Genomic DNA, 16072 nt, shown 5'->3' on the forward strand with positions numbered 1-16072 from the left:
TGGTTTCCCGCCGCAAGGCCCGCCACATCGGGCAACTCCGGCACGCGCTCCAGGACGTGTCCCTTTGTTTCCAGGACGGGGCCCCACTCCCGGCTTCGGGAGAGCCCCTGATCAACCAATAACACCCGGCACGCTGCCATGTCCTTCCCTTCGTCTCTTCGTCTTCTCAACAATTCTGCGCCTGTGGCCCTGTAAGGCCAACCGTTTAAAACAAGTGCCTTCTATGGTTAAAGTGGGCAGGGAAAACCTGCCTCCGGCGGCCAGGGAATGATCCCCTGGACCCCAGGTTGCGAAAGCCCTCCCCCTTCGTTCCTCAGGGTGAGGGCTTCCGCGAAGGTTTCTGTTAAATTAAGCAAAACCTGTTTGTCAAACTTTTCAAAAGCTTGGCCCCCGGCAGGGCCGCCGGAGGCGTCTTTAACCTGGCTGCCTCCGGCGGCAAGGTGTGCCACCTTGAAAGCAGGTTGCGGATGCGTTTTGCCCCTCGTTCCTCGGGTCAAATCACATCCGCCTTTAATGTGAAAATTCACTCAAAAAGATTTTTTAAAACCTGTTTGTTAAACTTTTTAAAAGTTTAGCCCCCGGCAGGGCCGCCGGAGGCATAAGCTAATCCGTTGCAAAACCGGAATCTTTTGCCGGGTGGATCAGCGCTCCCCGCCAAGGCGTTTTTTAAGCTCCATGGAGCGTATCCGCTCTGTTGCCATCCCGCTCCAGAACTCATCGTCCGAGGAGGAGACGGCCCGGTAAAGCACCATGGCCTTGTCGGCCTCTCCCCCCTTGGCCAGGGCGTCGGCCCGCAAAAAACGAAGCTCTTCGCCGGAGACCTCTTCACCGGCATATTTTTCCGCCCCGGCAAAGGCGTCAACCGCACCGTGGTATCGGCCCAGCTTCATGCTCAGGTCCCCCAGGCGGCGGTAGGCCGCATAAAGGGATGCCGTCGGTACGGGATCCTGGGCTTCGAGCAGGGGGATCGCCTCTTCCAGCCAGCTTGCGGACGCCGCATGGTCTCCCAGGTCCTCCCGGCATCGGGAGAGCCAGATCCGCGCCTCGGCGTCCCCGCCCAGGGCCAGGCTCTGTTTAAACAGGGACTCGGCCTGCTCCAGCTCCCCGGCGTCGTAGAGGATGCGACCCAGGCGAAGGGCCGCTTCCCCCTGCCCCGGGGCCTTGGGATAGCGCTCCAGGTACCGGGTAAAAATGGTTTGCGCCTCTTTTTTCCGCCCCCCTTCATCCAGGGCCTGCCCCAGCTGGAAGTAGAGCCCGGCCAGGCGCTCCTCCCCCGACCACTTGAGGCGCTTCATGGAGAGCACAATGGCGCGTTCCAGCTCCTTGGCGGCGCTGCCGTAAAGGTGGGCCGTCATAAAGGCCTCCCCGGCCAGAAGGAAGATATCGGGGTTTTCCAGTTTGTGCAGGAGACGCCGCTCCTTTTCAAAATAGGCGATAAGGTCCACGTACCGGCCATCGGCCATGAGCGCCTTAAAGTGGCCCAGCACCGCCTGCTCGGCCCGGGCGTACGCCTCGGCCCGCAAGCCGCCTGCCCCGATCTCCAGGAGTTTTTTCACCATCTCCACGCTCGCCTCATACTCTCCGGCCTCACCATACAGGGCGGCCATGCGCAGCATGGAGAGGCGTGCCAGGGGATGGTCCTTGAAATCGTCGATGACCTTGGTGTACAGGGCCTCTTTCTCTTCCCGGTCCGGGAGCTGTTCCGCCAGGCGCACCAGGGCAGTGACATACCCATCCCCTTCGGTGTAGCGTTCGATGACCATGCGGAAAAAGGCCTCGGCGCGGTCCCGGCGACCGTCATCCAGCCAGCTCTCCCCCACGCTCTCAAGGGCCATGTCCGCGCCCTCGGCCTCGGGGAACAGGTTGGCAAACTGCACCAGGTAGCGGCGAGCCGTTCCCCGGTTGCCGGCCCTCAGGGCCGCCTGGCCTCCGTAGAGCAGAAGGTCCGGGTCTTTCCACACCGCCTCTTCGCTCTCTGCCATGAGGGCTTCGAAGAGGGCCTGACTCCGTGAAAAATCCCCCACATCATAGAGAATCAGGGCCATCTCCTTTCGGGCTTCTGCCGCAAAGGAGAGGGACTCGCCCAGGGCCTCCACCGTCTCCAGCATGGGCAGGGCCTCAACGGCCCGATCGGTTTTCCGGAGGAGTTTGCCCAGCCGAAAGGCGGTGCCCGGTGCCCCCGTAAACCCGGTGTGGTCTTCCAGGACCACCCGGAAGTACCCCTCGGCCATGCCGTAATCCTCAAGGGCCGCATAGGTGCCCCCCAGCATGGTAAGGGCATAGGGCAGATACGGAGAATCCGGGTAGCGGCTGATAAAATCGTTGATCCGGGCGGGGAGCGCCACCAGCCCGTCCTTGTGCATGCTGCCCTCAGCCGACCGGAAGGCGCTGAGCACCTGGAGTATCTCCAGCCCCTCGGCGCAGCCCCGGGGCATCTCCGAAAGCTTCAGGCTCTTTGTCGCCTCCTGCTCCGCCCGCCGGTAGGCACCGCTCTGCATCAGGGTCAGGATGCGGTCCATGCCGTCCCCTTCCCTGCAAAGGGTGCTCTTGACCTCCAGCAACAAGTCGTCCACGGTACCGGAAAAACCCTCCCGGGCCACCAGGTGCGTTTCTTCGGCGGGGGATCCGGCCTTGGCAGGCACGCGGCCCAGGATGCGCTCCGGGGTAAGAACATCGGCCGGACGCTTGATGCTGCGGGGTGCCTTGCTGCGAATCACCCTCTCAAGGGAGAGGGAGATCACAAGCCGCCGCCCTGTCCACCCGTGTTCCATGGCCAGGATGGGCTGCTCCGTTCGCACCAGAAGGGTGGTAACCGACGGGGTCCGCCGACGAACCTGCACCGCAATGCCCCCGGCACGGGGAAGCAGACGATCTGAAACCGTGGCGTCCTTCAGGGCGATCAGCAGCTCATGGTCATCGATCTTCACCACCTTGGCCGGCACGGGTTCTGCGAGCTCCACCACCACGCGGGTCGGGGTGAGGGAGACCGTTACCCGGGTCACCTCAACCGCCCAGGCCCGACCCCACATCAAAAGCACGAAGGCTGCCATCGCCCATGGAATCCATCTGCCCTGCCGTTTTGGGAATGCCGTCATCATCAACTCCTTACTGGTCCCTTGTGATTCCCCGCCGGCTGCACGCCTGCAGCAGGTGGCCGGCGATGAACGTTGCAACCCCTGTGCCAGCAGGCAGAGGGCTCGGCGAGCCATTCTGTAACCCGCACGAAAAACGGACCAAAACCATGGAAATAAGATCAGATTCCCCTGTGGAAGAGGCGATGGAAGGGTTGGACAGGCGCCAAGAATTTGACGGGACAGGGCAAGGGGAATCGCACGGGCAAGGCCCGGTGCCGGACAGGCATCCGAGCCGCTGAAAAAAGCATGCCGACACGGTGCGGCCTACACAGCAGAGGAGGTTGAACTCTCTTCAAGCTTCATCTTTTTGATCTTCTCCACCAGGGTGGTGCGCTTCATGTTGAGAAGCTCGGCCGCCTTGGCCTTCACCCAGTTGGATTCGTTCAGGGCTTGAAGAATCAGGGATTTCTGATGCTGCTCCACGGATTCCTGAAAATTGACCCCATGGCGGACATCGCAATACAGGGGAACCCCCTGGGCGGTGTCCCCGGCCAGCTCCGACGAAAAGTGGTCGGGCAGATCCTCTTTTTCCACGGTGTTGCCGTCCACCAGAACGGAGAACCGTTCCACCAGGTTCTCAAGCTCACGGACGTTGCCGGGCCAGTCGTAGGCCGTCATGGTTGTCATGGCCTCCGGGGAGAACTGTTTTTTCTCCATGCCGGTGCGGCGGGCCAGTTTCTCCATGAAGTGCTCGGCAAGAAGGGGGATATCGCTGCGTCGCTCCCGCAAGGGGGGCATGATAACGGGGATCACGTTGAGGCGGTAGTAGAGGTCTTCCCGGAACCGTTTCTGTTCCACGGCCAGGGCGAGGTCTTTGTTTGTGGCGGATATGATGCGGATGTCCACGTGGATGGACCGCGTGGCCCCCACCCGTTCAAAGCACTTCTCCTGGATGGCCCGAAGGAGCTTCACCTGGAGGTCAGGACTCATGTCCCCGATTTCATCAAGAAAGATGGTGCCCCCGTCGGCCAGTTCAAACCGGCCCGGACGGGCTCTGTGGGCGCCGGTAAAGGCCCCTTTTTCATGGCCGAACAACTCGCTCTCCAGGAGTTCCCCGGGGATGGCCCCGCAGTTGATGACCACCAAAGGGGCGTTGCGCCGGGGGCTGTTCCGGTGGATGGCCCGGGCGATGAGCTCTTTGCCCGTCCCGCTCTCTCCGGTAATCAGCACGGTGCTGTCCGTTGAGGCCACCTTGTTGGCGACGTTCAGAACCCGCCGGATGCCCTCGCTTTGTCCCACAAGGCCACGGCTGTCAAAAACCCCGTCGGCTCCCGCGCCCGAGGCGGCAAGGGCCATGGAGCGGCAGGCGTCCACCAGCTCATCGGCGCTGATCCCCTCGTCCAGGTGCAGGGTGTCTGCGTAATCCGGGGCCGGGCCTTTGCCCACAAGGATCAGGGGAGGCTCACCGCAGCGTTTCAGGAAACCGGAAAGGGCCGAGGCATCGCCCTCGGAAAGGTGGGAAGCCACAACAGCTCCATAGCCGGAGTCGCCGGGCACCTCGGTGGCTGCGGTCATATCCGGAGCCGACTCGATCTTGAGGTCGCAATTGGAAAGCATCCCCATAAGCAGGGAACTCTCCAGCCCCCCTGAAATGAGCACTTTGATCATCCTGGTGTCCGCCATGATTGCTACGGTCCTATCTTACTGCGTTCGGTCGTGGAATGGGTTATTACGCAAAGCCAAGGGGGGAGATAACGAGGGGACACCCCGGTTGTCTATCCAATAATTTTGCCCAGCTTGTCTGCGATGGCTTCGGCCGTAAACGGCTTCACCACATAGTTCGATACACCCGCCTGCACCGCTTCGATCACGTTCTGCTTCTGGGCTTCGGCGGTCACCATAAGAAAAGGGATATCTTTGTAAACAGGGTCGGAGCGCACCAGTTTCAGCAGATCAAGACCCGTCATCTTGGGCATGTTCCAATCCGAAATAATCAGGTCAAAGCTGCCCCGCTTCAACTCCTCCAGCGCCGTGGTCCCATCATCGGCTTCCGTGATGTTGGTGTACCCCAGTTGCTTGAGGATGTTTTTCATGATTCGGCGCATGGTGGCAAAATCATCAACAACAAGGATCTTCAAGGATGTACTCATTTCCCGATCTCCATCGATCTCTAACGCGACCCCACCGTCCCTTCAAGGGGTATCATCATGACGGTACCCAAGGGTTCTCTAATCTCATGGCCCACAGGACGGTGTCCTGTTCGAGACACAACACCCAAAGATGGCGCCTCGTCGAGGCGGTTCCAATCTATCTCACACGGGCCTGCCTCACTCTAACAGATAGCACCTGCGACACAAATCCACAACAGGCGCTTTCGTTAACATTCAAGGCAAACTTCTATCGTAAATTCCCCTCCGTCGGTTGTAAAGGGGATAGCGATCTTCGGACCGTCGGAGTAATGGGTGATGGCATGGCCCCGCCCGCTCACCACCGAAGGGATGGAGGCATGAAACACCCGGCCGTGCTCTTCCATCTCACGACGTGCCTGGCCCGAGATCATGTTGATGATCTCACCGACGGCATCGGAGACCTCATGGGAAAGCTCGGTGATCTCTTCCCCAAACATGTTGGACACCACCCGAAGGATACTCCCTTCGTCAAAGGTCACGGCAATGGTACCGTTGGTCTCACCCGTCAATCCGATGATGCCGGTGACGTCCCCCGTGGCCCGGTCGTCCCGCTTCAGGTAGGGAGCCCCCGCCCTGCAGCTGACAAAGGCCATGGTCTCCAACACATTGGAGGTGGCGTGAATAAATGGGTTGATCACATTTGCATCCATAACGCACTCACTCGTCCGTCGGGCCTTTCGGCCTGGTTCCATCGTTCCTGTCTCTGCCTGCCACCGCGTGCATCACTCTTTTTTTACCGAGCCCGCAAGTCCTCAAGCCCTCCGGTGCGCACCACGTTCAGGTAGGCATCCACCACCCTGGGGTCAAACTGCTCCCCGGCCCCGTCCCGGATGATGGCCGTCACTTTGTCCAGGGGCATCTTCCGGCGGTAGGCCCTGTCCGAGGCCATGGCATCGAAGGCATCGGCCACAGAAAGGATCCGGGCCAGAAAAGGAATGGCCACACCGCGAAGCCCTTCAGGGTATCCCTGCCCGTCAAACCGTTCATGGTGATGACGGATAATCTGCGCTTCCCGGTCCCAGAGTCCGAGCTGGCCCACAATGTCGGCTCCGATGTCGGGGTGTTCTTTGATCTTTTCAAACTCTTCGTCCGTCAGGCGCCCGGGCTTTAGGAGTATTGCATCCCGGATCCCGATCTTTCCTATGTCATGGAGCCGTCCGGCAAAATTCAGGACATCGAGTTCCTCTTTGGTACACCCCAGCTCCGAGCCCAGGAGAATGGCCACTTCCGCCACCCGGTTGGAGTGTTGGTTGGTGTAGGAATCACGGGCCTCCACGGCCTTTACAAAGGCAGAAAGCGTCGAGAAAAGGTTGTCGTAAATGTTCTCGTAAAGGGCCACATTCTCCACGTTGCCCGCTGCCTTCTGGGTCATGAAACTCAGGTGGTAGACATCTTTTTCAGAAAAATGACGGCCTTCGTCCAGGTGGCAGGTCACCAGCACCCCCAGGCTCTTGGCCCGGATCTGCAGGGGAACCAGCACCACGGAGTTCATGGGGGTCGTCAGCTCCCGAAGCCGCGAGCTGTGCGAGATAAGGGTGGGGACCCCTTCCTGGGCCACCTCGCGGATCAGAGCCTCAAGCTCTCCGCCGTACCGGGAGAGGCCGTCCAGGGCAATGCCGGCGCCGTTGGCACCCGTGGCTGCCATCTCGAAAGGCGTGTCCACGGACTCGCTCACAATAAAAAAACGGGAAGACTCCGCACCGGTGATGTCCACGGCCGATTCCGTGGCTTTCTTGAAAAGCTCTTCGCTGGAGCTGATGGCGGAAAAGTCGTCCATGATGCGGTTCATGATGTTGAGCTCTTCCACCTTGCCCACCAACTCCGCGTTCAGGGACTCAAGCCGCTCTTTGCCCTCCACCTCCTTGGCCAGGAGAAGGTTTTTCAAAAAGAGCTCCCGCTCCCGGAAGACCCGGTTGACGCAGAGCTCCATCTGTTCGAGTTTCACCGGCTTGATGAGAAAATCCACGACCCCGTTTTTCAGGGTGGAGAGGGTATTTTCAAGGGACGGAAAGCCTGTCATGACCACCACGGGGATGGAGACATCCTGCTGCCGGATGTGCTCGGCAAGCTCCAGGCCGTCCATGCCCGGCATGTTGATATCGGTAAAGCAGCAGTCCACCTGATGGGTGGACAGCACCTCCAGAGCCTGGTGGCCGTTGCCCGCCGTCAACACCTGGTACCCCTTGTGCCTGAAGTATTCCCCGGTGATGTCGAGAATGCTCTCCTCGTCATCCACAAAAAGTATCGTTTCTTTTCCGCGTTCCGTCATGTGCTGCTTACCAATGGCATGGGATCATCGACGAATGGCATGGAGAGCCGTCGTGTGGCCGTGTGACAGGGGCCGCAAAAAAGCACCGCAGAACAGCCGGCGCTCTCGTAGGTCCCCTTCCGGAGATCCAAAGCCCCAAAACGAGGCAAGGCGCCTTCATTTTTGCAGGCTTCGGTCCTTTGTGGTACATCATCATAGATCATTTTATAGGCCTTTGCAAAAACTAACCCGATTTAATGCTGCCGGACAGGGCAGGTGCACCGATGCGAGCCCCTCCCCCGTCTGCGCCGCCCAACCCCCCAGGGAGCCAGCCAAAAAAGCCGTGGAAATTCGTTTAGACAACCGGGCCACCCTCATCCAGCCCCCTAAGGAACTGGCGGAAGCCGTCAAACAGAGCCTCACCCTTCCCAACCCCGCCTGGCAGGAGAACCAGCGCCGCGGCAGGTGGAACCGCGGAGTGGAAAAAGAGCTTCTCTTTTATGAGGAAGACCAAGCATCCCTCAGCGTCCCCCGGGGGTGCATGCGCCTTCTCATCACCGCCTGCCGCCGCCTCGGCGTCCCCTTTTCCCTCACCGATGAGCGCCGGAAATGCCCCGACGTCTCCTTTGATTTTGCAGGGGCCCTGCGCCCCTTTCAGGAAGAGGCCTGCCGTGCGGTGCTGAAAAAAGAGTTCGGGGTCCTCACGGCCCCCACCGGCGCCGGAAAAACCGTCATGGCCCTCTACCTCGTGGCCCAGCGGCGCCAGCCCACCCTCATCGTGGTCCACACCAAGGACCTGGCCCGCCAGTGGATCGCCCGCATCGAGACCTTCCTCGGCATCCCCGAAAAGGAGGTGGGCCTCATCGGCGGCGGTACCTTCCGCCTCGGCGACAAAGTCACCGTGGCCATGGTCCAGTCCCTCTACAAGCGCTCGGCCGAGGTGGCCCCCACCATCGGGCATCTCATTGTGGATGAGTGCCACCGGGCCCCCAGCCGCACCTTCACCGAAGCGGTGACCCGCTTCGACGCCCACTACATGACCGGCCTCTCCGCCACCCCCTGGCGGCGGGACAAACTCTCCCGCCTCATCTTCTTCCACCTGGGGGAGTCCGCCTGGACAATCGACAAGAGCCCCCTCATCGAAGAGGGCCATCTCCTCAAGGCCGAGGTTCGCTTCCGCCTCACCCCCTTCTATTCAGATATCGACGGAACCACCCATTATCCTAAGCTCATGGCGCAACTTACCGGAGACCCCATCCGTAACGCCTTGATCGTTAAGGATATTTCAGAGGAGCTCCCCAACACCCCGGGGACCCTGCTCGTCCTCTCGGACCGGAAAGCCCACTGCGAAAACATGAAAACCCTCCTCTTCTACAACCACGGCATCGAAGCCGATCTCATCACCGGGGACCTCTCGAAATCCGCACGGGTCGAGGTGCTGGACCGCCTGGACAAAGGGGAGACCCGGGTGCTCTTTGCCACCAGCCAGCTCCTGGGGGAAGGCTTTGACGCCAGCTGCCTGGCCACCCTCTTTCTCACTTACCCCATCCGCTTTTCCGGCAGGCTGCTGCAGTACCTGGGACGGGTCCTTCGCCCCGGAGCGGGCAAGGACAAGGCCCTCATCGTGGATTACGTGGACGCAGAGATCGGCGTGCTGGAGTCGGCGGCACGGGCCCGGCTCTCGGTGTACCGGTCCAACAACATCGAGATTGCCCCGGACGATCAGGCGCCCCCCACGGCCACATAACGGGGCTTATTCCAAACAGAGCAGGTTTTACAGAATTATATTCTGCAAGATCATATTTCAACAGAATTATATTCTTGACACCTCCCTTCCGGGCGAGGTATCTTTGCGTAAACCATGGAGAGTACCCAATGACCCTTGACTGCATCAGCCTGACCATCCTGAAAATTCTTCAGGAAAAAGCCCGGATTCCCAACGTGGAAGTGGCCCGCCGTGTCAACATGGCCCCGTCGGCCGTCCTGGAACGGATCCGCAAACTGGAGAACCAGGGCTACATCAACGGATACGAGGTCATCCTCAACCCCGAAAAGTTTGCCCGAAGCCTCATCGCCTTCGTGGACATGGCCCTTGACGATCCCTCGCGCCTTGACGACGCCGGGCAGCGCCTGGCAGCCATCGACGAGGTCCAGGAGGTCCATTTTCTCTCGGGCAACACCGGGTTCCGCATCAAGGTCCGGGTGGAAGACACGGCCTCCCTCACGGAGTTCCTTGCCCACACCCTCGGCTCTCTTAAGGGGCTGCGCCCCGTGGCCACCTCCGTGGCCCTGTCTACGTACAAAGAGACCTCCCAGATCCCCCTTTCCGCTAAGGAGTGTGACCCATGCCCATGAGCCCGGACTATACCGAACGCCTCGCCCCCGTTGTGCACCGCATCGCCGGCCATTACGGGACGCCCTTTCATATCTACGATGAGAAGGGCATCCGCGACACCTGCCAGGAGCTCAAAACGCTCTTTTCCGACCTTCCCGGGTTTTGCGAGTACTTTGCCGTCAAGGCCCTGCCCAACCCCGAAATTCTCAAGATTTTCAAGGACGAGGGCTTCGGGTTCGACTGCAGCTCCACCGCCGAGCTGGAGATGGCCCGCATGATCGGGGGCCGGGGTGACGAGCTGATGTTTACCTCCAACAACACCAGCGATGAGGAGTTCCGCGTGGCAGCGGCTGACGGAGGGTGCGTCCTGAACCTTGACGACATCAACCTCATCGACAAAGTGCCGGAGATGCCGGATCTGATCTGTTTTCGCTACAACCCGGGTAACCGGCGCACAGGCAACGACATCATCGGCAACCCCATGGAGGCCAAGTACGGGGTCAGCCACGACCAGCTCGAAGAGGCCTACCGGCAGGCCATGGCCAAAGGAGCCACCCGCTTCGGCCTCCACACCATGCTCGCCTCCAATGAGCTGAATTACAGCTACATGGTGGAGACCGCCGCCATGCTCCTGGACCGCGTGCGGGCCTTACGCAAAACCCTCGGCATCACCTTTGAGTTCATCAACATCGGCGGCGGCATGGGCATCCCCTACCAGCCGGACCAGGAGGCCCTCGACATCCGCGCCATGGCCAAGGAGATCACCGCCCTGTTTGCGGACTTCCAGGCCGAAGAGGGGTACATGCCCCGCTTTTTCATGGAGAGCGGCCGCTTCATGGCCGGCCCCCACGGCGCCCTGGTGACCCAGATGATCAACAAAAAAGAGACCTACCGCACCTACGTGGGCGTGGACGCCTGCATGTCCGCCCTCATGCGGCCCGGTATCTACGGCGCCTACCACCATATCACCGTCCCGGCCAAGGCGGACGCCCCTTGCGACACCGTGGTGGACGTGGTGGGATCCCTGTGCGAAAACAACGACAAATTCGCCATTCAGCGGGCCCTGCCCGCCCTTGACGAAGGGGACCTCCTGCTCATCCACGACACCGGTGCCCACGGCCACGCCATGGGCTTCAACTACAACGGCAAGATGCGCCCCAAAGAGCTCCTCCTGGAGACAGGCGGTACGGTCCGTCAGATCCGCCGGGAAGAGACCTTCGAGGACTACACCGCCACCCTGCGCTGCGACGCCGACCCGTACATCCCATAGCCTTCCATGGCACACCTGGAAAAAGCGCCTCCGGCGGCGAGGTGTGCCACCTCGAAAGCAGGTTGCGAATGCGCTTTCCCCTTCGTTCCTCAGGGAAAATTACATTCGCCTTTGATTCTGCTCGACCTGAATCTGTTTGTTAAACCCGCAGTGATAAAATCAGGCAAAAGTTTAGCCCCCGGCAGGGCCGCCGGAGGCTTTTTTCAGGCCGTTCACCAGCAGAAAATAAAAAGGGGAGAGACCGCCAGGCGGTCCCTCCCCTTTTTTTTATTGTTGCCTCAAATGCGAAGGCGTCGCAGGTTGCGTGATCAGATCGCCTTTGTCCCCTCCAGGGCCAGCAGAACGACCTTCTGCATCATCTTCTCTTTCATGGTTTTGGGGGCATCCAGATCAAGTCGCTTCAGGTAGGGCCGGGCCGCATCGGGAATCGGCTCCATCATCTTCTTGAAGATATCGCGCCCCAGGGCCACTTTTTTATTCGCCCGGGACTTGAACCCTTTCAGGGCCTTGCCGATGATGATCTCCTCATCGGTAAAGTCGGTGCCGAAGGGGAAGGCCGGGAACAGCCCGTTGCGTCGGTGCGGAACCAGAAGCTTTTCAAGGCGCTCGGGGGTGTTGTTCCTGAACTCTTCGGGAATCACGTAGTCCGCGGGCACCTTGCCCTTGGCCTTGGCCGTATCCAGGAGCTGCTGCTGGAAGCGGGAGTCCGCAATGCAGATCAGGCGGGTCATGACCACATGGTCCTGCTGGCCGCGCAGATCGGCGATGCCGTACTCCGTCACCACGATGTCCCTCAGGTGGCGGGGAACGGTGGTGTGGTTGTACTGCCACACAATGTTTGAGGTGGCCTTGGCGCCGGAGCCCCGGGTACTTCGGACCATGGTGACGGCACGCCCGTCGGGCAGGGCATGGGCCATGGAGATGAAGTTGTACTGCCCCCCGGGACCGCTGATGATACGGTGATCGTCCAGGCCGTCTGCCACGGTGGCGCCGTTGAGCATGGCCATGAGGGCCGCGTTGATGAAACGCCCGTGCTTGCGCTGGGCAACACGCAGCTGGTAGTCGTCCCCGTAGAGCTGGTTGATAAAGGCCACGCTGCGCATGTCGATGAGCTTGAGCTGATCTTCCGGCAAGGCCTTGAGGGTCTCGTAAAAGGCTTCCGGCCCCACGAAGAACCCGGCGTAAATCACCACGGCTTTGTCAAGAGAGTCGCCGAGGCAGGCCTTGATGACCGCCTCCCGGTTGGCTGCGTCGGAAAGGTCTGCGGAGAACCGCGCCTCGCCGTCCACCAGCTCGCCGCCTTCAAGGACAACCCCTTTTTTGAAGATGCCGAAGGCCGTCAGGAAGCTGACGTCCTTTTCACGAAGCTGGGGCCGGATCACCTCTCGGTCCAGCAGGACCTCAAGCATCTCGGGGGTCACCTGCTCGGTGATGGTCCCTTCGTTGAGGAGGGTCTGAAGGTCCAGGTTCTCGTAAACCTTGCGCTTGAGGACCCCGCACTTGAAGAGCTCGATGAGGGTGTCCACGAACATCTCCGTAGAACTCATGAGGCCTTCGTCAAAGACCTCAAGGCCGCCCCACTCCTCAATGAGCTTTCCGTACTTCTCCTGAATCCCCACCTCGCTCAGGACCGCTTGGTAGGCTTCATTTTCCGTGTGGCGCATCATGATGCCCGCCACAATGGCATCCCCCAGGGAGCCGATGCCCACCTGCAGGGTACCGCCGTCCTTGACCAGGGCACTGGCGTGGAGACCGATCATCCAGTCCGTGGTGCTCACAGACTCCTTGGGCGCACGGAAAATCTTGAACTCGTAGTCGGGGTTTTCGATGATCATGTCGTAGTGGCCGGGTTCCACCACGGCCTGCCCATACATAAAGGGCATGTCGCCGTTGACCTGGCCGATGATGGCACGGGGGATGCCGTCCCCTTCACTGGCCCGGATGTACTCGGCCCCGTCAAGGTGGGTGTCCGGGTTGCATCCCATGGAGAGAAAGGTCTTTCCGTCGATCTCTTTTTTGGCCACCAGCTGGGAGATGACGTTGGCCCCTTGAATCAAGCCGTCCCGGATGGCGTGGGTGTAGTTGGAACCCAAATAGTGTTGCTGGGCATGGGGGCAGTTCATGAACTGGGCGGTTTTGTTGTAGAACTCCACCAGCTCAAAGTTTTTCGGGATCTCGTTTTTGCGAAGGTCACCGATGTAATCGAAATCGGGGAAATCGCCCCAGATACGCTCCACCAGGGGCTGCATAAAGCGCCGCTCCAGATCGTTGCCCCAGGAGGGTTTCTCCAGGGTCACGGCGGTGATGAGGGTCAGGTGCATGGAGGGGTCGGTCTTGAGCCTCCGGTAAATGGCGTTGACCAGATGATTCGGTTTGCCCACGGCAAGCGGGACAGCCATGATGATCTTTTTGCCCACCTTGGCCACCAGATCATCCACACATCGCTCTACATCCTGATAATAGACAGGTTCTCTTGTTTCCATAACTCTCTCCTGCGTCCTTACCTTCAGCCCCTCCTGATTGGGCTGTCCCCTTCAGGGCTTCCCATCCCCTCCGGCGATATGATTCCTTGATTACATAAATAGAATTGAAATTCTATAATACAACCTGAGGAGCTTGTAAATCACAATTCCCATACAAAACGAGACAAGACGCCCCAGACAGCATTGTCCTTGCTATACAATTGGACTCTGATTGTATCTTTGTTCACAAACCGGCAAACAAAAAACCCCATGCCGCGTTCTGCCTTCGGCATGGGGTTTTAGTTCTTTGAAATCTATCAGGATGCACACCGGAAGGCCGGCGGTATCCGGGTCACCTATTTGATGGCGGCACCCTCCCGAGAGGCCCGGACCTCCACGGCAAACTCGGCCAGGTCGTCCGGCAACTTTTCAAAAACCACCATAAAGGGGACCAGCTGGCCGGGGCTGACCCTGGCGTTGATGTTGTCTTTGCCCAGGGTGGTTTTGATCTTCTGGTCAATCTCCTCCATGGTCATGGCAGCCAGCTCGGCATCGGCCATGGTGTTTCCGGCAAAAAACTCTTTGGACTGCACCTCAAGGTTCTCCTTGGTGTAAAGGCGACCGGTGAGGCTGATGGAATGTCGGGTGGTCCCGTAATTGTTTCTCACCTTCCCGGTGATGACGAACAGGTCCCCCAGGGAAGGGCTGACCACGAAGCGGCCCGTCACATCCTGGGTCACAAGGTGAAGCTTTCCGTCGGGGTCCTTGTCTGCGGGCTTCACCCAGCTGCTCACAAAGGGAATCCCCATGCCGGAGAGGGACTCACGGACCTTCTCCACCGCGTTGATGGTGGGAATGGCCACCCCTGTCCGGTCCTGGATCTCGTCCCGCATGGCGTAAACGCCCACGAGAATGGCAAAGAGAAGGACAACCACCAGAAGAATGGTGAGGAAAATGCGCATGCCGCTACCCCGCCTGCCCTGGCGTGCAAAGGAACGGGAAGCCTTGGGCTTGGACGCCGCCGCAGAGGCCGGTTCCGGCTCGTCGTCATCGATCTCGGCCACGTCGGTTACCAGCGATGCCTCAGGGGCCACAGCCGCAGCTACGGGAACGACGGCAACGGCCTCCTCCACCTCCGGCGCAAGGTCCAACTCAAGCTCCAGATCGACCTCTCCGTTCACATCGGCTTCGACATCCAGGGGCTTGTCGTCTTTTTCGAGCATGGCTTCGATGTCACTGAAATCCGAATCATCCAGGGTGTCTTTTTCAAGGGGTTCAAGCTCCTGGGTTTTCTCGTCGTCCTTGAAGTCAAAATCGAGTTCCAGCTCAATGTCGTCCTCTTCAGGGGCGGCATCTCCGGCTCCGGGCTCTTCCTGCAGGAGGCCTTCAAGTTCCGAGAGATCAAGCTCTTCATCCAGGGAGCTGTCCAAAGAGGCCTGAAGGGGCTCGTCGTCCCCCAGGTCGAGGTCCAGATCGAGCTCCATGAACCCTTCGTCCGAATCGGTCCCGGAGGTGGCCCCCGGTGCATCAACGGGCTCGTCGTCCAGGGAGAGGTCCAGTTCGCCCAGCCCTGCCATGCTCAAGGCTGCGGCGTCCCCGTCGGTTGAGGCAAGGGCAGAGGGATCGCCCCCCCCCACCATCTCCACATCACGCTCCTCCCCATCCAGGGAGAGGGCCAGGTCGGAGAAGTCAAACTCCTCTTCCGGGGCGGAGGCTTCCGCTGCAGGGGCCTCACCCGGAGCATCCAGGGCGGCTTCAAGATCGGAGAAATCAAGGTCGTCGTCAAAAACAGGAGGGGCCGCCGGGCCTTCGTCATCCAGAGAGAGGCTCACATCGGCAAATCCGAGATCGTCTTCCCCGCCGGGGGATGCGGCGTCCATCCCGGCAAGGGAGTCCTCCAGGCCGGAAAAATCCAGGGACTCCTCCGCTTCCGTCTTCTCGGACGGCGCCGCAGGTGACGGGGCATCGTCCAGGGAGAGATCCAGGTCCAGATCGGAGAGGTCGAAGTCGGAGAGATCCAGGTCCTCGGGCATGCCCATGTCCGGACTCGCCTGAAGGTCCAGATCCCCAAGGCCCAGGTCATCCAGATCGATGTCGTCGATGGACCCCAGGGGGGCCTCTTCCGCCGGCGCGGGGGCCGGTTCCGGAACGGGCGGAGGCGTCTGGGCTGCCGGTGTGGCCTGGTCACCAGGCTCATCCGGGGCGCCCTCGTCCAGCCCGAACAGGCGGTCGAGTTCACGGTTGAGCTCGCTCTGCAGGTCATCGCCTTCATCAAGGTTTCGAGGGGCAGGGGCCGCGGGAGCCGGGGCCGGAGTGACGTCCCGGGGCTCCTCGACAGACGGGGCCACCGTTTCCGGAAAGGCTTTGAACACGTGTTTGCAACTTGAGCAGCGCACTTTGCTGCCCGTGGGTTTGATCAGCTTATCATCCAGAACAAACCTGGAATCACACTCCTGACACGTGATAATCATGTTCGCGTCCCCTTTTTCATCAT

General features: G+C 60.3%; 10 protein-coding genes. 3 read left to right on the forward strand and 7 right to left on the reverse strand.

What is annotated here, in order from left to right:
- Positions 1 to 641: 641 nt before the first annotated feature.
- The 5 genes from BLQ12_RS19860 to BLQ12_RS19880 all read right to left on the reverse strand — a co-directional run bounded on the left by BLQ12_RS19860 (position 642) and on the right by BLQ12_RS19880 (position 7532).
- Positions 642 to 3050 (reverse strand): tetratricopeptide repeat protein, encoded by a 2409-nt coding sequence (locus BLQ12_RS19860; protein ID WP_175469960.1) that lies wholly within the window; start codon positions 3048 to 3050, stop codon positions 642 to 644.
- A gap of 348 nt (positions 3051 to 3398) precedes the next feature.
- Positions 3399 to 4757, reverse strand: a complete 1359-nt coding sequence (locus tag BLQ12_RS19865) for a sigma-54 interaction domain-containing protein (protein WP_254782089.1) — start codon at positions 4755 to 4757, stop codon at positions 3399 to 3401.
- A gap of 92 nt (positions 4758 to 4849) precedes the next feature.
- Positions 4850 to 5224, reverse strand: a complete 375-nt coding sequence (locus tag BLQ12_RS19870; RefSeq protein ID WP_092213365.1) for a chemotaxis response regulator CheY — start codon at positions 5222 to 5224, stop codon at positions 4850 to 4852.
- Between the two features lie 227 nt (positions 5225 to 5451).
- Entirely contained in the window at positions 5452 to 5913 is a 462-nt protein-coding gene (locus tag BLQ12_RS19875) for a chemotaxis protein CheX (protein WP_092213367.1), read from the reverse strand.
- A gap of 83 nt (positions 5914 to 5996) precedes the next feature.
- The gene (locus BLQ12_RS19880) at positions 5997 to 7532 is read right to left on the reverse strand and encodes an HD domain-containing phosphohydrolase (RefSeq protein WP_092213369.1); all 1536 of its coding nucleotides are present in this window, start codon (positions 7530 to 7532) and stop codon (positions 5997 to 5999) included.
- Between the two features lie 322 nt (positions 7533 to 7854).
- Between BLQ12_RS19880 and BLQ12_RS19885 the strand changes: the two genes are divergently transcribed.
- The 3 genes from BLQ12_RS19885 (at position 7855) to BLQ12_RS19895 (ending at position 11116) form a co-directional block, all read left to right on the forward strand.
- Positions 7855 to 9258 (forward strand): DEAD/DEAH box helicase, encoded by a 1404-nt coding sequence (locus BLQ12_RS19885; protein WP_217640362.1) that lies wholly within the window; start codon positions 7855 to 7857, stop codon positions 9256 to 9258.
- A gap of 128 nt (positions 9259 to 9386) precedes the next feature.
- Entirely contained in the window at positions 9387 to 9866 is a 480-nt protein-coding gene (locus BLQ12_RS19890) for an Lrp/AsnC family transcriptional regulator (RefSeq protein ID WP_092213372.1), read from the forward strand.
- On the forward strand, positions 9857 to 11116 hold the full coding sequence (locus tag BLQ12_RS19895; protein ID WP_092213374.1) for a diaminopimelate decarboxylase: 1260 nt from the start codon (positions 9857 to 9859) through the stop codon (positions 11114 to 11116). Before BLQ12_RS19890 ends, BLQ12_RS19895 begins: the two co-directional genes overlap by 10 nt.
- 308 nt (positions 11117 to 11424) lie before the next feature.
- On the opposite strand, the gene BLQ12_RS19900 is transcribed toward BLQ12_RS19895, so the two are convergent.
- Both BLQ12_RS19900 and BLQ12_RS19905 read right to left on the reverse strand, forming a co-directional pair.
- Complete coding sequence (locus tag BLQ12_RS19900; RefSeq protein ID WP_092213376.1) at positions 11425 to 13599, reverse strand: acetyl-CoA hydrolase/transferase C-terminal domain-containing protein; 2175 nt, start codon at positions 13597 to 13599, stop codon at positions 11425 to 11427.
- Between the two features lie 335 nt (positions 13600 to 13934).
- The gene (locus BLQ12_RS19905) at positions 13935 to 16049 is read right to left on the reverse strand and encodes a zinc-ribbon domain-containing protein (RefSeq protein ID WP_092213378.1); all 2115 of its coding nucleotides are present in this window, start codon (positions 16047 to 16049) and stop codon (positions 13935 to 13937) included.
- Positions 16050 to 16072 lie beyond the last annotated feature (23 nt).

It is taken from the genome of Desulfoluna spongiiphila, from assembly GCF_900101345.1.
GTDB lineage: Bacteria > Desulfobacterota > Desulfobacteria > Desulfobacterales > Desulfolunaceae > Desulfoluna > Desulfoluna spongiiphila.